Below are 17,218 nucleotides of genomic sequence, written 5' to 3'. Positions count from 1 at the left end.
AATGCGATATTGAAATAGTACCCGTTCAGAATTTCATTTGTCTCTCGAAGAGCGCCGGTTGACAGACCGCCGGCTTGCGATAATTTTATGTCATTAACATGTTAATGAGTTGTTGTCGTGACGGAGGGCCAATTTCTCTCTTGGCCGAGCGCTTAACACACTTATGCCATGGCGGGCCGCCATTCATAAGTTAACTTATGGACAAATGACGCTATGAATACATCGCCAGCGGCACGCAGAGCATTAAGTGAAGAGAACCGGTTGCTGATTATTTTGTTTTTCGTGTTCGGCTGCGTGTTCGTCGATCGTCTGACCATCTCGTTTCTGTTTCCGATGATTGCCGCCGACCTCAAGTTAAGCAATGTGCATCTCGGCACGCTGTCGGCGGTGTTGGCGCTAACCTGGGCGCTGTCCGGCGCCGGGTTGGGGGCGATAGCCGATCGGTTTAATATCCGTAAACCGATGCTGATCCTGTCCATCTTAGTGTTTTCGCTGTTCTCCGCGCTGTCGGGGCTGGTCAGCGGGTTTGCCATGTTATTGATCTTCCGGGCGCTGATGGGGATTGCAGAGGGGCCGGTATTGCCGATCGCGCAATCGTTGATGGTGGAAAGATCGCAGCCGCAGCGCCGCGGTTTCAACATGGGATTGATCCAGGGCGCGGCGCCGGGGCTGTTGGGCGGCATCATCGCGCCGCCGCTGATCATCTATCTGGCGCAGAAGTGGGGATGGAGCATGGCGTTTCACCTGACCGCCGTGCCGGGCATCATTCTGGCGTGGCTGATCTATCGCTATGTGAACGGCAAAAAGGATCCCGCTTTCAGCGCCGCGCCGGCGGCCGGTAAGCCGGCGGGCAAGGCCGCTTACGGCGAGCTGTTCAAAATCAAGAACGTGGCGCTGTGCATTCTGATCTCCTGCGTGTTCGTCACCTGGTTCATGATCATCATAACCTTCACCCCTAACTTTTTGGTGACCGACCGTGGCTTCGGTGAAGGCACGATGGGCGGCATCATGAGCGCCATCGGCGCCGCCTGGGTCTTCTGGGGCGTGGCGGTACCGGCGATCTCCGATCGCCTCGGGCGCAAACCGACGCTGATTTTCTTTTCGCTGCTGGCGGTGTGCTGCCCGCTGTTCCTGAGCTACGTCGCCAATCCGTGGCTGCTGGGCGTGCTGGTGTTCCTGTCTTATACCGGCCTTGGCTGTTTCACGCTGTTTATGGCCACCATCCCGTCGGAAACGGTGTCGCCGGCGCGCATCGCCACCGCGTTGGGGCTGGTGATGGGGATCGGCGAGGTGATTGGCGGCTGCCTGGCGCCGTTTATCGCCGGGCTGATCGCCGATCGCTACGGCCTGGTCAGCGTAATGTGGCTGGCGGCCGCCGGTGCCGTGTGCGCCGGGGTACTGAGTTGTTTTCTCGATGAAACCGCCCCTGCCGTGGTGAACCGCCGAGCGGTGAAGCCGGCGGGCGTCGCCGACGTTTGAGACGAGTTTTATCCCATTCAATTAAGGAGAGCGAAGATGTCAGCAGAATCATCCGTACTGAATCAAAATGCCGAGCCGGACTGGAAGAATTACGACGATTTCGCGCGCGGCATCGATACCAACCGGTTGCCGGGTACCCAGGACTGGCGCGGCAAAACGCTGCAGATCGCCTTTGAAGACGGCGGGGACATCACGCTGCGTTTCAGCGCCGACCGGCAACGGGTGTTGTGGGCCTGGGGAGGGGAGAGCGGTGAGGACGCTTACGAAGAGGTGCAAACCTCCGCCGCGCGCTATTTCTTCAATATTCCGCTGCAGTCGCCGGGCAACGAATGCCTGACGCTGGTGCTCAACCGCGACAGCGGCCGGGCGCTGCTGGTGCGCAGCACGCTGTTGCCCGAACAAACGGTGGAAAAGGGATCCCGCCTCAAGCAAAGCTTCCACGTTGGGCTGATTGCCGGCGTCACGCCGGGCGGCATCGCGCCGCATCTGACCCGCGAGCTGATCGGTTATCGCACGCTGAACGTTTACAGCCCCAACCATTACTACGAGCACTTCTACGTCAACACCGAGCGTTATGCCTGGCAAAACCTGCGCGGCGAGCAGTTCGGGCACGGCGACATGGATTACGCCACTTACTACAAGTTTGAGGACGAGATGTTCCTGTTCACCTTCCGGGAAAAGATTATCCCGGTGTGCTCGGTGTTCTTCTTCGACTTTATCTCCGGGCGCTGCACCGGCACCTTCCTCGGGTTGGACGCCGCCGGCCGGGTGTTGGTGTCACCGGCCGGGGCCTTCATCAGCAAGATGAGCTACAACGCTTATCCGGAGGGCGTGCAGCCGCTGTGAGTCAGGCGTTTCTGACCAGCGATCCGGCGTTGATCTCCGCAATGGTTTTCGCGCCGGTGAGCGTCATGGCGACGCGCATTTCCTTGTCGATCAGATCCAGCAAGTTAGCCACCCCGGCTTCGCCGGCCGCCGCCAGCGCATAGACGAAGGCGCGCCCCAGCAGCACGCTGTCGGCGCCCAGCGCGATCATGCGCACCACGTCCAGGCCGCTGCGGATGCCGGAATCGGCCAGTAAGGTAATGTCGCCTTTCACCGCGTCGGCGATCGCCGGCATGGCGCGCGCGGTCGACAGAACGCCGTCCAGCTGGCGGCCACCGTGGTTGGAGACGATGATGCCGTCGGCGCCGAAGCGCACCGCATCTTTGGCGTCTTCCGGATCCAGAATGCCTTTGATGATCATCGGGCCGTCCCAGAATTCGCGGATCCACTCCAGATCTTTCCAGGAAATCGACGGATCGAAGTTGGCGCCCAGCCAGCCGATGTAGTCTTCCAGGCTGGTCGGTTTGCCGCGGTAGGCCGAGACGTTGCCCAGATCGTGCGGCTTGCCGAACAGGCCGACATCCCAGGCCCACTGCGGATGGGTAAACGCCTGCAGCACGCGGCGCAGGGCGGCGTTGGGGCCGCTCATCCCCGAGTGGGCGTCGCGGTAACGGGCGCCGGGCACCGGCATGTCGACGGTGAATACCAGCGTTTTCACGCCGGCGGCTTTGGCGCGCTCCAGCGCGTTGCGCATAAAGCCGCGGTCTTTCAGCACGTAGAGCTGGAACCACATCGGCCGATCGATCGCCGGGGCCACCTCTTCGATGGGGCAGACCGACACGGTGGACAGCGTGAACGGAATGCCTTTTTTGGCCGCGGCGCGCGCGGCCTGCACTTCGCCGCGGCGGGCGTACATGCCGGTCAGCCCCACCGGCCCCAGCGCCACCGGCATCGCCAGCTGCTCGCCGAACAGCGTGGTCTCCAGGCTGAGTTCGGACATATTGCGCAGCACGCGCTGGCGCAAGGCAATATCGGCCAGATCTGCGGTATTGCGCTTCAGCGTATGCTCCGCGTAGGCCCCGCCGTCGATGTAGTGAAACAGAAACGGCGGCAGTTTGGCCTGGGCGGCGGCCCGGTAGTCGGTTGACGCGGAGATGATCATAGTGTTTACCTTCTTGTCTTCTTGCAAATAACGGGTTGTCAGTCAGAGCGAGAGGATCGCCGCCATAGCGGCCGCGATCCCACCGTACGCCAGCATCGGCAGCGCGGTCTTTCTGATGATTTTGCCTTCGGCGTTGCCGATCCCCAGGATCGAACAGACCGCGATAATGTTGTTCAGGCATACCATGTTGCCCATGGCGCCGCCGACGGACTGCAAGGCCAGCGTCAGATTGACGTCGAGGCCGCTGCTCTGGGCGATCGATTGCTGAATGCCGCCGAACGTCAGGTTCGAAACGGTGTTGGAACCGGAGAAGAACGAGCCCAGCGCGCCGAGGAACGAAGAGAACAGCAGCCAGCTGTCGCCGGTCAGCGCCGCCAACGCTTTCCCGATCAGGATCACCGGCGCGTTGTCGCCGCCCAGCATCATCAGATTGACCATGACCAGCGCGCCGAACAGGGCGATAAAGGGGCGCGTGATGCGCCCGCCGGTTTCGCTGAACATTTGCCGCACCTGGCCGCCATTCAGACGGAACAGCGGAATGCACAACACCACCACCAGCAGAAACGGGATCAGCGCCGGGACATACAGCGTTTTGTAGCCGGCCGCGGCGGAGGTGCCCAGCACCTGCCGCAGTTCGACGATCAGCGCCTGGCTGATGCGCAGCTCCCCGAGCCAGCCGAGTTTTTCCTGCCACAGCAGCGTGGTGGTGTTGAGCAGCGCCTTGAGGCCCAACTGGTGAATGCGCGTCACTATCAGGATAGCAATCAGCAGCAGGGTCGGCGTCATCGCCTTGACCACCTGCATGAACGGCACCGCCTGCGCGGCGCTCTGCGGTTTTTCCGCGCGGGCGAGGCCAATGCCGCCGCGCGCCAGCAGCACCGACAGCGCCAGGCCGAGAGCGCCGCCGACCAGCGCCGGGAACTCATAGTTCACCTGGGCCAGCAGCAGATAGGGGACGGTGCAGCTCAGCACGCTGAGCAAGATAAACGGCAGGTTGCGGCGAATATCCTGCCAGGAAACGATAAAGCGCAGCGCCAGCAGAGGAATGACGAAGCCGGCGACAACGTGGATCAGCGCGGTTTGCCGGCCGATCTCCAGCAGGCTGGCGTCCGACAGGCCGAGGTTGGCAAAGCCGAACCAGGTGGGGGTGCCCACGGCGCCGAAGGAGACCGGTACCGAGTTCATCACCAGCGTCAGCAGGGCGACGCGCAGCGGGTTGAAGCCCAGCCCGACCAGAATCGGCGCGGCGATGGCGGCCGGAGTGCCGAAGCCGCTGGCGCCCTCGATCATAAAGGCGAACACCCAGCCGATAATCATCAGTTGGGCCACCGGGTTGGGGCTAACGGTTTCCAACCAGCGGCGCACCACGTTTTCCGCACCGCTTATCTGCATCAGTTTGTTGAGCAGAATGGCGCCGGCAATGATGGTGATCGGCGTCAGCGTCGAGACCAGCGCGGTGATGATATTGGCATGCAGCAGCCGCAGTGAGGCATCGAACCACCAGAGCTGCAGGGCATATACCACGGCGGCCGTCAGCGGCAGGGCCAGATAAGAGGGCACACCATTCCTTTTGGTCATCATCCATATCAGCAGGACGATGGGCGCAATACTGAAAAGCAGGGGCATAAGATCCTCAGGGTTATTATTTTTATGGGCAGAGATATGTAACTGAAAGGTTAATTACCGCAACATTTTCATTCTAATCACAACGTTGGCGATGATGCCACGCGATAATTTTTTAACATCGGCGAATGGCGCCGGCGGCGGGAAAAATGCCGGCTGTTGAGGCTGAATTAAATTGATTTAAAATCAATTGGATGGGTTTTTATGTTGTGTAATGAATGCGCTGGATCACATTAATTAGGCGTTAATGTTCACGAGTTCATGTCCAAAAATGCGGTAATCCACGCGGTACTTTACGACGCGTGGAAATAATCAGGAGTGGAAACTTAAAAGTAGTGACTGATATTTTGATAGGAACCGATGATATGTTCGATCAGCAGGCGAGTTTTTAACGGCAGATTGCGGGTATAAGGGTAGACGGCGTAAATGCCCAATACCTTGCCGCAGTGGCCGGCCAGGATCTCCGTCAGTTTGCCGTCCTGCAAATCTTCGTACACCATGCAGCGCGGCACCATGGCGATGCCGTGGCCGCCGATCACCGCTTTGCGGATCGCCCGCGCATTATTGGCCGACAGGTTGCCGTCAACCTGCAGCTCGTAGATTTCGTTGCGCCCTGGCCGCTTCATCAGCCAGTTGGCGGTGCCGCTCTCTTGATAGGTATAGGTCAGGCAGTTGTGGCTAAGCAGATCGTCGGGATTGCGCGGCTCCGGGTGGTTCTCCAGATAGCCCGGCGAGCAGACGATCACCCAGCGGGAATCGAAGATCGGCCGCGCAATCAGGCTGGAGTCCGGCATGGTGCCGGTACGGATCGCCAGATCGATGCCTTCTTCCACCAGATCAACGAAGCGGTTTTCCAGCCGCATCTCGACCTTCAGGCTGGGGTGCTGAGCGCAAAACTCCGCCACGCTTTCACTCAGCAGCAGCTCACCCGAAATGGTCGGCACCGACATGCGAATGGTGCCGGTCAGCTCTTCGCTCTTTTCGCTGACGGCGTACAGCGCTTCCTGCACTTTGGCGCCGATCTCCTTGGCCTGCTGGTAGAGCGCCTGGCCGCTTTCGGTCAGCGTCAGGCTGCGGGTGGTGCGGTACATCAGCCGGGCGCCGAGCGATTTTTCCAACCGCCCGATGCGTTTGCTCACCACCGAACTGGTAATGCCGGCGCTCTCCGCCGCCTTGCTGAACGAGCCGCAGTCGACAATCAGGGCAAACAGAATCAAGTCGTTGGCGTATTCGTGAGTCGCGAGCATGGGCATCCTAAGAGTGAGAGTCCTGTTGCCCAGTGTAAGTCCGGCGCGGCAGGAAGCAATCTTTTCAGCCTGTTTCCAGCACCGGTTAACTGGTCGGATCTGAAATTTTCTTGGTTAATTACCTCTTAAACTGAGAATTATCCTTCAAATAAATCGTGGCTATTCCGGGGGTGAAATTAACTTCCATGTTTTTATAAGCAATTAAATTAGAATAATCCTTATATCAAACGTTACTTATTCCACTAAGCCTGCGGTGCAGTGTAAATAATTGTATTGATCTGCTTGTGTGAGAGGGCTATTCTTTTTCCCGCAGCGCTCTCATTGTTATCAATTAAATGTTTTTCAATGTATTGAAGAATTACTCTGTCTTGCAGGCAGAGTGATGGGTAGTGTGTTTATATTTTAATATATATAAGGATATTGTAATGAAGAAAATCAACCTGTCTGAAGCGGAAAACATCGTCGGCGGTACTTTTGTGTGTACCAAGGAATTTGCCTGGGTGGGCGGTGGCAATAACCGCACTTGCCAACTGGTGACCACCTGTGCCGATAAGTTTGGCGGCGTGAAAAAAACCTATCATCCGGCGCCGGTGGCGAGCTGCCCTTCCACGCCGACAATCCCGAGCTGATGCGAGCTGAACGCTTGCAGTTAGGTTAGTGATGGACAGGCGGGGCGCTTGCGCGCACCGCCTGATAACGGAGATGAATTCCTTTTTTATCGCTGAACCGTCAATCTCCCTTTCTGATTTATAACGCTCATGCTCAAGTGAGCATTTATTTATGCGCAGGATGCGTCTGCTATGTATAAACGTCCTTTGCTGTTTTTTAGTTACACGCTCGTCATTATTTTCGCCTCTTCTTTTTTGACCGCGCTTTATTTCCAGCATTACGTTATGGCCTCGCCGGCGGCGGAAAGCCTGAGTTTTATCTCTCCGGAAAAAATAGAGCAAAGCCCATTGCAAGATGATAACGCCATTGTCGAAGTCTTCTCTTACGCCTGCCACTATTGTGAAGTTAACGAAAGCGGCGTGGCCGAGCTGGAAAAACGCTTACCGGCGGGAGCCAAATTGGTGCGCCTGCATCTCAGCGACGACGATCACGCCGGCATGGCGGCCTTTGCGCCCCTCTTCGCCACCCTGACGGTCATGGGGATCGAGGCGCAGCATCGTCCCGCCGCTTACCGCGCCATTATCAAAGAAAACCTCAATCTGGCGGATGAAAAGCAGCTCAGCGCCTGGTTGGTGGCCAACGGCATCGACGAGGCCGCCTATCAGCGGACCAGAGATTCAGAGCGGGTCAAGGAACTGTTGGCGTATATGACGGCGGTAAGCCGCTATTACCAGGTCAACGCGACCCCCAGCTTTATCGTCAATCGCAAATGGCTGGCGTTGCAAGACCGTGAGTTTTCCGCTTTCAGCCAGCAACTGCTGTCGCTGTTGCAGCACGATAAGCCGCTGGCCCCCTGATGCGCCTGCTCGCGGTTCGGGGCTTTCTGGCCTGGCGTAACGGCCTGGACGCCGTGGCGCGTCTCTCGGCTGTCCGCACCGGGGTGAGCCGGAGTCTGACGTGCGCTCTGCTGCGGCGCGTGGATTATCGCCTGTGGCTAAAGATGCAGAGGCGGTTGAGGTGGGGTCTGCAGCAACGCCGTTTTCGCCACCGGCAAGCGGTCGCTGAGGCGAATCGCCAAAGCCTGTTGGGCGACGGCAGGCTGGACTTCGCCTGGCTGATGCAGCGGCGACAATGGCTGGATTTGGCGGCGATCCAGGCCCGCAACGCCGCGTTGATGGAGCATTTGGCGCAGTGCACCTCACAGCTCAATCAGGTGGTGGAGCCGCTGCATCGCGCCGGGGTGCCGGTGTTGTTGGCGCCGATGCACACGGTTTCCGATGTGCTGGCGACGCTGGTCGGCGCGGGCGTTTATCCCGGGCGGGCAACGGTGATCGTTTCCGGCGACGCACAGACGTTAGCGCGGCGAGCGCCTGAGGGGGAATGGCGGCAGCGGCTCGACTATTGCTCGATTCACGACGATCCCCGGCATATTGCCGGCACCTTGTCGCAGGCGCTGCTGGAGGCGACGGAGCATCGGCGCAACATCATCCTCTTCCCGGACATCACGCCGGATTACACCTTGAACAGCACCCGGGACGCCTCGGCCAAACTGGCTTGCCGTTTGTTCAACCGGCCAGCGCATTTGCATAGCGGCATCGTTCGATTATCCCGAGCGATGCGGGCTCGAGTGGTGTGCTATTCGCTTTATTACGATCGCGGCGTTCGCATTCACATAGAAGAACCGATTGCCACAGAGCTGGTCGGCCGCGCCGTGCCGGCGATCGTCGAGCGCACCCTGTGGCGACATGCGGATGATTGGTTGCTGTGGCATTCGCACTCTTTATTTTTTATCAACGAATAAGTCAGGGATATCACTACGCATGGAAAACACCCTCCCTACGCCGGTCTTGCAGAGCGAAATCAATGAGTGCGGGCTGGCCTGCATCGCCATGCTGGCGGAAACGCAGGGCGTTCGCGCGCCATTGACGGAACTGCGTGAGCGTTACCCCGCTTCGCAACACGGCACTTCGCTGGCGACGCTGTGCGCCATTTTAGGGGAGCTGGCGTTGCCGGCTTATCCGGTGGCGTTCGAGCACCGGGATCTGGCGGCGCTGCCTTTACCGGCGATTCTGCATTACGGCGCGGGCCACTATGTATTGCTGGCATATCGTCAGGGCGGTTACGTGTGCGTAATGAATCCGGCGTTGGGGCAACAGCTGCTGCCGTACGCCGCTTTGAAAGCGGAAATCAGCGGCTACGCATTGGTGCTCGATCGCGACGATTTACCGTCCACCCCCCCGCCGCGCGGAGCCACCGACGCGGTGCTTTCGCCAGTTTAAGCCTGAAGGATACCGCCGGCATCGCCGGCATTTATCGCCTGGCGGCGATGACGTTTCTTATCTCGCTGACGCTGTTCATCATGCCGATGATGGTCGCCAGCGCGATCAATCAGGTGTTCGCCATGGCCGGTGAGGTCGCGTTTCCTTACGCCTACTATCTGCTGGCGTTTGTGGCATCCACGGCGCTGGCCCTGATGGCGCGCATCATCACCGAGCGTTTTATCAAAAACTTCGTGTTGCTGCACGGCGCCGCCGGGTTTTCCCGCCTGCTGGAAAATTCGCTGAATTTCTTCAGCAAGCGCGCGCCCGGCGAGATTTTCAGTCGTTTCACCAGCTGGCAGATGGCCGCCGGCCAGAAAATCGAGCTGGATAACGGCCTGCGCACCGACTGGATCATCGCTGCTATCGCGCTGGCGGTGATGGGCTATTTGAGCCCGATGTTGGCGCTGGTGCCGATTGCCGGCGTACTGCTGATGGGGGCGATCAGCGTTTGGGCCATTTATCGCGATCGCCACTTCACCCAGCAGCTGCAGGTGAGAGGGGCGGCGCAGAATGATTTTATTCTGGAAACCATTCAGGGGTTTTCGACCATCAAGTCCGCCGGGCTCGCCGGCCAGCGGCAAGAGGGCTTTGCCGAGCATGCCCGTTCGCTGTTCAACTGCCTGCAGCGGCAAAAAGTCTATGAGCAGGTCAAGGGCAGCATTTATCAACTGATTGGCAGCCTGGAAATGGTGGTGTTCATGCTGCTGGCGCTGCCGCTGCTAAAGGGTGGCGAACTCAGTCTGGGGGCATTCTTCGCCTACAGCTTTCTGCGCGAAATTTTTACCTCTTACACCAGCAAGATCTTTTTTGCCGTCCTGCAGAAAAACCAACTGCACGTGATCGATGAGCGCGCGCGGGATCTGTTTCCTGCCGTATCTCTGCGTACCGGGTCTGGCGACGAAAGCGTGAACCATTTTGATGTGCAGTTGGCGTATCGGGGGGTGAGCTTCGCGTACGACGCCGGCCAACCGGTTTTGCGCGACCTGTCGCTGACGCTGGAACGGGGCGAGTGTATCGCCATCTGCGGCGGTTCCGGCGCGGGCAAGAGCACCTTGCTGAAGGTGCTCGCCTGTCTGTTGACGCCGCAGCGGGGGGAACTGACGCTGGATGGCCGCGTGCTGGCTAACGCCGCCGCGCAGCGGCTGTTCTTCCTGCAAAGCCAGGAGGACATTCTGTTCAATGCCTCGGTATTGCAAAACGTCACGCTGTTCGCCCCGTCGGCGCCGGGCCAGCAGAGACAAGTGGAACAGGCGCTATGCAGTTTGGGGCTGGCGGATGCGGTGGCGCAGCTGCCCGGAGGCGTGAACGCTCTGGTGCGAGAGAGCCATGCCGGGCTGTCGCTGGGGCAACGGCAGCGTCTGTTGCTGGCGCGTGCCATGTACAGCCGTTGTCCGGTGTTGGTGCTGGATGAACCGACGGCGAATCTGGATGAAAAAACCGCTGCGGCGGTGATGTCGGCTCTGGTAGCGCATTGCCGTGAGAAGGGTAAAACCTTGGTGACCGTGACGCATAACCCGCGGCTGCTGCCGTTGTTTGATCGGGTGCTGCACTTGTCGCAGGGCCGGTTGTTGGCCGCCGTCGACACCAGGATGAATGACTGTGCTGAGGTGGAGTGACGTGCCCGGAAAGAAACGCTGGCGGCGTGTGGCGCTGGTGGCGATCGTGTTGGGGGGGCTGGCCGGCGGGCTGTTAGGGTTGAATCGGGCACCTGACGTATCACCGCCGCAGACGGCGCGCGTCGATCGCGGCGACATCGAAAAAAGCGTGTTGGCTACCGGCATTTTGAAACCGGCCCGGCAGGTGAACGTTGGCGCGCAGGTCAACGGCCAACTGAAAAAACTGTATGTCAAACCGGGGGACAGAGTGGCTCAGGGCCAGCTGTTGGCCGAGATAGATCCGACGTTGCAACTTAACGAACTGCGCAAGTCGCAGGCCGAATTACGCAGCGCGCAGGCGCAGAAATTGGCGAGTCAGGCGCAGCTCAAGCAGTACCAACTGGAGTTGGCGCGGCAAAGGGCGTTGGCGCGAGATCGTGCCGGCGTGGCCAGCGATTTGGAAAAAGCGCAGGCGCAGCACGACGCGCAACTGGCGCAGTTGAAAGTGAACGAGTCGCAGATCGTTCAGGCCGAAGTCGCGCAGGAAACGGCGAGAGCCAACCTGGCTTTTACCCGTATTACCGCGCCTATCGACGGCGAAGTGCTGGGTATCGTCACTCAGGAAGGGCAAACCATCGTCTCATCGCAAAGCGCACCGACCATTTTGGTGATGGCAGACGTGGATACGATGATGGTGCATACCCGCATATCGGAAAATGACATCTTGCAGGTGAGGGCGGGGCAGCCGCTGTGGTTTTATGTCGCCGCCGATCCCCGCCGCCGATATGAAGGGGTCATGGGTGCGATACAGCAAGCGCCGGCAGAAGCGCTGGAAGCCGATCCGCTGGGCAGAAATTCAAGCCAGCAAACGGCGGCGGTGTATTACAACGGCGTATTTGCCGTCGCCAACGGCGAACGTCGATTACGCACCGCGATGACGGCGCAGGTATTCATCATTACCGAACGCGCCACGGGGGTGGTGCGGCTGCCGATGGCGGCATTGGGAGAGGCACTGGATGGCGAGCGCTATCAGATCAGAGTGTTGGAAGGCCAGCGGGTTGTCGCGCGCAGCGTGCGCATCGGGAAGCGCGATCGCCGCTATGCGGAAGTGTTGGAAGGCGTGAGAGTGGGTGAGCAAGTGCTGCTGGAGCACCAGCCAGATACGGAGGGTGAGCATGTCAGCTAGCTCGGATCCCATTATCGTTTTGGAGAACGTTTCGCGCGAGTTTCAAGCCGGAGAGCAGAAAATCACGGTCCTCAAACGCGTTTCCCTGAGCATTCAGCGGGGAGAAATGGTCGCTATCGTCGGCGCCTCCGGCTCCGGAAAATCGACGTTGATGAATATTATCGGTTGTCTGGACAAGCCTTCTCAGGGGGATGTGTACATCAACGGGGTGGCGATTGGGCAAGCCGACGGCAATCGCCTGGCGCGGCTCCGCAGTCGGCATATCGGCTTTATTTTCCAGCGCTATCATCTGATGCCCTATCTGACGGCCGGTGAGAACGTGGCGATCCCTGCATTGTATACCGCCATGCCGGCCGCCGAGCGCCGCTTGCGGGCCGCGCATTTGTTGGCTCGCCTCGGGTTGGCGCAGCGAGGTGGCCATCGTCCGGCGCAGCTTTCCGGTGGGCAGCAACAGCGGGTCAGTATTGCCCGAGCTCTTATGAACGGCGCGGAAATCATTTTGGCCGATGAACCTACCGGCGCGTTGGATAGCACCAGCGGTCAGGCGCTGATGGCCATTTTGCATGAGCTGAACGCTGTCGGACACACCGTGGTCATCGTGACGCACGATCGGCGGATCGCCGAGCAGGCGCAGCGGATCATTGAGATCGGCGACGGCGAGATCGTGGCGGATAGTCGCCACGATGCCGCCCGACAGCGTTTTGCGTTCGAGAGGCCGCTGGCGTTGGCTGCGCCGCTGAAACGCATGAGCCCTTGGGCGGCGCTGCGAGAGGCGCTCGGCATGGCTTGGCGGGCATTATTAGGGCATCGGGTTCGGGCATTATTATCAATGCTCGGCATCATCATCGGCATTGCGGCGGTCGTTTCCGCCATCGCCATCGGTGAAGGCACGCGCCAAAGCATCCTCAGGGAAATCAGCCAGCTCGGCTCCAGCACGTTGGACATTCGTCCCGGATTGGGATGGGAAAAAACGCGTCCCGATTTTGCGCGTTCGCTGAGTGCGCGGGATGCAGCGCTGCTGGCGGCCTTGCCTTATGTCGACAGCGTTTCGCCGGTTATCAGCACTCAACTGTCGGCCGTGCGCGAAGGCAAGCAGGTGCCGCTCGCCGTGATGGGCGTCGGCGAAGGGTATTTCCGCACGCAGGGCATTCGGCTGCTTTCCGGTGGCCTGTTTACTGCGCAGGATCTGAGTGACCGCGCACCGGTGGCGGTGATCGATCCCTTGCTGCAACAGGCTCTGTTTTCTTCCCGGCAAGATCCGGTGGGCGCGGTTTTGCTGATCGCGGGTGTGCCTTATCGGGTGATCGGCGTCGCGCAGCGCCGCGGCGCCCAATACGCCGGTTCTCAACCGCTTGCCTGGCTGCCCCATACCTCCCTGACTGGCCGCATCGCCGGCGATATGCCGCTGGAATCGATTGTGATGCGAGTGAATGAAAAATTGACGTTGGAAGCGGCAAGGCGGGATGTGACCCGGCGTTTGACCGTAGAACATGGCCGGCGGGATTTTTTCACGCTGACTGACGATCAACTGACGCAATCCATTCAGCGTGCCTCCGACTCCATGCGATTGCTGATTACCGCGATTGCCGCCATCTCGCTGCTGGTCGGTGGGGTGGGGGTGATGAACATCATGTTGGTTTCGGTGACGGAACGAACCCATGAGATCGGCATTCGATTGGCGGTGGGCGCCGCTGAGAAAGACATTATGCGGCAATTTTTGATTGAGGCGGTGGTGATCTGCAGCCTGGGGGGGCGTGTTGGGGATCGCCTGCGCCGCGCTGGTTAAAGGGATTCTGAGCGGCTTGGCGCCGCAGGTGACGATGATCTTTATTTGGCCGCCATTGCTGCTGGCCTGCGGGTTTTCGGCGTTGATCGGCGTCGGGTTCGGCTTCTTTCCAGCCCGTGCCGCCGCGCGCCTGCAGCCGGTGGAGGCGTTGGCGCGAGAATGAACCGACTTTGGATTTATGGACTGGTCATGCTGTCTTTGAGCGCTTGCGGAGGGCGGCCGATCGACGCCACGGCGCCACCGTCGTTGCCGCAGCAGTGGCGCGTGGTCGATGAACGTTCCGGTTCATTGCGGGCAGGCGTCGCCTGGTGGGAAAACTTCAATGATCCGCAGCTTTCCTCGCTGATCGATGGCGTGCTCATCGCGAATCAGGATCTGGCGCTGGCTGGATTGCAGTGGCGTGAGGCGATGTTGGAGGCCGGGTTGGTAGCCGGCAATGCGACCCCCGACCTGGCCGCCAGCCTGAGTGGCCGCAATACCAAGGCATTGCGCGGCGCGGCGCGGCCGCAAGAAAGTTACCGCGCAGGACTGTCACTGAGTTATGAACTGGATTTATGGGGCAAGCTGGCGCGCATTCGCGAGCAGGCTCAGTGGCTGGCCGTCGCTTCGGAGTTGGATCGGCGCAATACCGCGTTGACTTTGATCGGCGCTACCGCTCGCGGGTATTGGCAGATCGCCGATTTGAATCAGCAAGTCACCCATCAGCAACAGGCGGTGGCGTTCGCGCGTGAGACTGTACGGCTGGTGGCGGCACGTCACACCGCCGGCGACGTCGGCCGATTCGAGTTGTTGCAGGCGGAGCAAAACCTATTGGCGCGTGAGAATCAACGGGATGAACTGGCACGGCAGCGGGAAGACGCTCGCAACTCGCTGGCGCTGTTGTTCGGCCGTTCACCCTTGCTGCGATACAGCGAAAGGCGAGCGCTACCGATCAACGAGGTGCCCATTGCGCCACGTCTGCCGGCGGCGGTGATGGCGCGACGGCCGGATGTGCAGGCGGCGGAGCGGCGCCTGCGGGCGGCGCTGGCCGGTGCGGAGGCCGCTACATTGCGTTTTTATCCGGCGCTGAGTCTGGATGCCGCACTGGATGCCGGCAGCGGGCTTTTCCGCCAATGGTTCAGTGAACCTTCGCGCTCGCTGGGCGCGACGTTGACGCTGCCGTTCATCGAGTGGCGCAAGATGCGCTTGTCCAGCGACAAAGCGACGTTGCAGGCGCAGCGCGCGGAGATTCAATTTCGCGATGCGGTTTACCGCGCGCTGGCAGAGGTAGACAGCGCTATGCGGGAACGTCTGGAAGCGCAGCGGCAAATCGGCAATCAGCAGCGGCATCTGGCGATGGGGCGACAAGCCGTGGCATTGGCCCGCCATCAATATCAGGCCGGTTCCGTCGCGCTGCAAACGTTGCTGGACGCGCAAGAGGCGGTGTTAGCCAGCGAGAATTCACTGTCGGCACTGCAATATCGCTACCTGAACGCCACGATGCAGCTCTGGCTGGCGCTGGGCGGCAACGAGGCTTTCGCATCCGGGCAAGGGGAGTAAGCATGGACAAAGAACGGAATACAAGACGTGTGGTGGTCACCGGTTACGGCGCCGTCACCGCGCTGGGTGGCAACGCGCAGCAAAACTGGCAGGCTATCATGGCCAACCGTTTGGCCTATCGCTATCACGATAAATCGGCGGCGGGGATCCACGCGCGCTTTTTTGCTTTGCTAGAGGCCGAACCGGCGCTGGAAGGCGTAGCCGCGCGGGTAAGCCGCCGGCTGCCCAGATTCGCCAGGCTGGCGTTGGCCGCCGCCTCGGAGGCGATCGACATGGCGTTTTCATCCAGTTTTGTGGGGCCTGCGCACTTTTATTCGTCGTTGGAGTGCGGGGCGATTATCGGCAGCGGCTGGGGCGGCCAGGATGAGATCATGCAAAACAATGCGGATTATCTGCAATCCGGCATGGGGCAGCTGTTTGGCTGTTTTCACGCGATGCCCAATATCGCGACCGCCATATGCGGCCAACATTGGTTGCTGCGGGGCTATCAGGGCTCGCCAGCGGCGGCCTGCGCGACCGGTGGCATCGCGATTGGCGATGCGTTTGAGGTGATCCGCAGCGGCCGCGCTTCAATGATGTTGGCCGGCGCGTCGGAATCACTGAGCGGCAATGGCGCGATATGGAACATCGACGCGTTGCGTTTGCTGAGTCGGGAGCAAAAGGATATCACCAAGGCCAGTTGCCCGTTCAGCCGGGAGCGCAGCGGCTTCGTGTTGGCGGAAGGGGCCGCCGTGTTGTGTCTTGAGGAGCGAGAGGCGGCTTTAGCGCGCGGCGCGACAATACTGGGGGAGGTCAAGGGATACGGCAACTTTTCAGACGCTTTTGATCTTACCGCGCCGGCGGAGGATCCGCAGGCCAAGGTGAAAACCATTCGACGGGCTCTGGAGCAGGCGGGGCTAAGCAATCATGAGATCGACTATATCAATGCGCATGGCACGTCGACGGCGCAAAGCGATGTGAACGAAACCGTTGCGATCAAGGCGGCGCTGGGGCGCGATGCTTATCGCACGCCGATTTCCAGCACGAAATCCTATACCGGGCACTTGCTCGCCGCATCCGGCAGCTTTGAGGCGATCGTCTGCCTACAGGCATTGCAGCAGCAAATGATGCCGGCAACCTGCCATTTGCACGAGAGCGATCCCGAATGCGATCTTGATTATATTCGCGAGGGGCATCGTCGCGGTCGTTTGCGCAATGTCATGAGTCTCAACTTCGGTTTCGGCGGTGCTAATGCGGCGCTGGTATTTGGTTATCACAATGAATAACGGTAGGGCCTATGGAAAAGTATCATCGATTGTATGAGGCGATTTGCGGCCTGTTGTATGAAGCCAAAGGATTGGACAGAACGCTGCTGTCGGCCGATATGCCGCTGCAACAGTTGGGGTTGGACAGCCTGGATTATATGGAGTTGATGCTGCTGGTTAGGCGTGAGTTCGGCATTACGCTCAATGCGGAAATGTTTATCGAACGGCCTGACCTGACCCTTGGCGAGCTGTGTCACGTTATGACCAGTCAATAATTCTCCCCCCAGGCGGCCGTGTGATGCGGTCAGGCCTGGGTTATTCCCCATCGTGACTTTATTTCCTCCTGCCCTGATTTTTCCTCTTATCGATTCACATAAAGATTAAAACTTATCGGTTTGGTTAAGATACGTTCGCGCCGGCGGATTTATTTCGTTTTTTTACGAGCCGTATAACGCTTTGAAACCCATGGCGCCTCGCGATTTTATTAGGATTTTTCTTTGTTTTGTCGGTTTGTTTGCCAATTTCAGCGCATGTGTGAAATGGAAGTATTAACGCAAACTAAAGTGAATCGGGAAGTATGCCGTCCTTATTATTTCTGATGG

General features: G+C 59.6%; 12 protein-coding genes and 2 pseudogenes. 11 read left to right on the top strand and 3 right to left on the bottom strand.

Annotation, left to right across the window (positions count from 1 at the left end; all coding sequences use genetic code 11):
* Positions 1–213: 213 nt before the first annotated feature.
* Both ACORQT_RS20090 and ACORQT_RS20085 read left to right on the top strand, forming a co-directional pair.
* Positions 214–1,479 carry an MFS transporter gene (locus ACORQT_RS20090; protein ID WP_046687745.1) on the top strand — a complete coding sequence of 422 codons (1,266 nt, stop codon included), beginning with the start codon at positions 214–216 and terminating at the stop codon, positions 1,477–1,479.
* A gap of 36 nt (positions 1,480–1,515) precedes the next feature.
* Entirely contained in the window at positions 1,516–2,325 is an 810-nt protein-coding gene (locus ACORQT_RS20085) for a MoaF C-terminal domain-containing protein (protein WP_042785298.1), read from the top strand.
* 1 nt (position 2,326) lies between these two features.
* On the opposite strand, the gene lldD is transcribed toward ACORQT_RS20085, so the two are convergent.
* The 3 genes from lldD to ACORQT_RS20070 all read right to left on the bottom strand — a co-directional run bounded on the left by lldD (position 2,327) and on the right by ACORQT_RS20070 (position 6,336).
* Positions 2,327–3,466: an FMN-dependent L-lactate dehydrogenase LldD gene (gene lldD / locus ACORQT_RS20080; protein WP_033632193.1), complete on the bottom strand. Its 1,140-nt coding sequence runs from the start codon at positions 3,464–3,466 to the stop codon at positions 2,327–2,329.
* Between the two features lie 42 nt (positions 3,467–3,508).
* Complete coding sequence (locus ACORQT_RS20075) at positions 3,509–5,092, bottom strand: L-lactate permease (protein ID WP_444859273.1); 1,584 nt, start codon at positions 5,090–5,092, stop codon at positions 3,509–3,511.
* Between the two features lie 323 nt (positions 5,093–5,415).
* Positions 5,416–6,336 carry a LysR family transcriptional regulator gene (locus ACORQT_RS20070; protein ID WP_033652155.1) on the bottom strand — a complete coding sequence of 307 codons (921 nt, stop codon included), beginning with the start codon at positions 6,334–6,336 and terminating at the stop codon, positions 5,416–5,418.
* Between the two features lie 425 nt (positions 6,337–6,761).
* Here ACORQT_RS20070 and ACORQT_RS20065 point away from each other — a divergent pair, with 425 nt between their 5' ends.
* From ACORQT_RS20065 to ACORQT_RS20025, 9 genes and pseudogenes are all read left to right on the top strand, one after another.
* The gene (locus ACORQT_RS20065; RefSeq protein WP_042785296.1) at positions 6,762–6,965 is read left to right on the top strand and encodes a DUF4762 family protein; all 204 of its coding nucleotides are present in this window, start codon (positions 6,762–6,764) and stop codon (positions 6,963–6,965) included.
* A gap of 171 nt (positions 6,966–7,136) precedes the next feature.
* Positions 7,137–7,802 (top strand): DsbA family protein, encoded by a 666-nt coding sequence (locus tag ACORQT_RS20060; RefSeq protein ID WP_047026629.1) that lies wholly within the window; start codon positions 7,137–7,139, stop codon positions 7,800–7,802.
* On the top strand, positions 7,802–8,746 hold the full coding sequence (locus ACORQT_RS20055; RefSeq protein ID WP_164057106.1) for an ABC transporter: 945 nt from the start codon (positions 7,802–7,804) through the stop codon (positions 8,744–8,746). The genes ACORQT_RS20060 and ACORQT_RS20055 overlap by 1 nt, the downstream gene beginning before the upstream one ends.
* Positions 8,747–8,765: 19 nt before the next feature.
* Positions 8,766–10,882 (top strand): annotated as a pseudogene (locus tag ACORQT_RS20050) (peptidase domain-containing ABC transporter).
* Positions 10,883–10,952: 70 nt separating this feature from the next.
* A complete protein-coding gene (locus ACORQT_RS20045; RefSeq protein ID WP_232092637.1) occupies positions 10,953–12,047 on the top strand; it encodes an efflux RND transporter periplasmic adaptor subunit in 1,095 nt (364 codons plus the stop codon).
* Positions 12,037–13,996: pseudogene (locus ACORQT_RS20040) on the top strand (ABC transporter permease). Before ACORQT_RS20045 ends, ACORQT_RS20040 begins: the two are co-directional and overlap by 11 nt.
* 26 nt (positions 13,997–14,022) lie before the next feature.
* Entirely contained in the window at positions 14,023–15,372 is a 1,350-nt protein-coding gene (locus ACORQT_RS20035) for an efflux transporter outer membrane subunit (protein ID WP_047026658.1), read from the top strand.
* 2 nt (positions 15,373–15,374) lie between these two features.
* Complete coding sequence (locus tag ACORQT_RS20030) at positions 15,375–16,637, top strand: beta-ketoacyl-[acyl-carrier-protein] synthase family protein (protein WP_047026626.1); 1,263 nt, start codon at positions 15,375–15,377, stop codon at positions 16,635–16,637.
* A gap of 11 nt (positions 16,638–16,648) precedes the next feature.
* A complete protein-coding gene (locus ACORQT_RS20025; RefSeq protein ID WP_033644937.1) occupies positions 16,649–16,891 on the top strand; it encodes an acyl carrier protein in 243 nt (80 codons plus the stop codon).
* Positions 16,892–17,218: the final 327 nt, after the last annotated feature.

The sequence above is a fragment of the Serratia sp. (in: enterobacteria) genome (assembly GCF_052400455.1).
GTDB lineage: Bacteria > Pseudomonadota > Gammaproteobacteria > Enterobacterales > Enterobacteriaceae > Serratia > Serratia ureilytica.
This window is presented reverse-complemented; position numbering and strand designations above follow the sequence as displayed.

Coding starts and splice junctions, on each gene's coding strand:
- ACORQT_RS20090 (WP_046687745.1), top strand. CDS start 214: ATGAATACATCGCCAGCGGCACGCAGAGCATTAAGTGAAGAGAACCGG.
- ACORQT_RS20085 (WP_042785298.1), top strand. CDS start 1,516: ATGTCAGCAGAATCATCCGTACTGAATCAAAATGCCGAGCCGGACTGG.
- lldD (WP_033632193.1), bottom strand. CDS start 3,466: ATGATCATCTCCGCGTCAACCGACTACCGGGCCGCCGCCCAGGCCAAA.
- ACORQT_RS20075 (WP_444859273.1), bottom strand. CDS start 5,092: ATGCCCCTGCTTTTCAGTATTGCGCCCATCGTCCTGCTGATATGGATG.
- ACORQT_RS20070 (WP_033652155.1), bottom strand. CDS start 6,336: ATGCTCGCGACTCACGAATACGCCAACGACTTGATTCTGTTTGCCCTG.
- ACORQT_RS20065 (WP_042785296.1), top strand. CDS start 6,762: ATGAAGAAAATCAACCTGTCTGAAGCGGAAAACATCGTCGGCGGTACT.
- ACORQT_RS20060 (WP_047026629.1), top strand. CDS start 7,137: ATGTATAAACGTCCTTTGCTGTTTTTTAGTTACACGCTCGTCATTATT.
- ACORQT_RS20055 (WP_164057106.1), top strand. CDS start 7,802: ATGCGCCTGCTCGCGGTTCGGGGCTTTCTGGCCTGGCGTAACGGCCTG.
- ACORQT_RS20035 (WP_047026658.1), top strand. CDS start 14,023: ATGCTGTCTTTGAGCGCTTGCGGAGGGCGGCCGATCGACGCCACGGCG.
- ACORQT_RS20030 (WP_047026626.1), top strand. CDS start 15,375: ATGGACAAAGAACGGAATACAAGACGTGTGGTGGTCACCGGTTACGGC.
- ACORQT_RS20025 (WP_033644937.1), top strand. CDS start 16,649: ATGGAAAAGTATCATCGATTGTATGAGGCGATTTGCGGCCTGTTGTAT.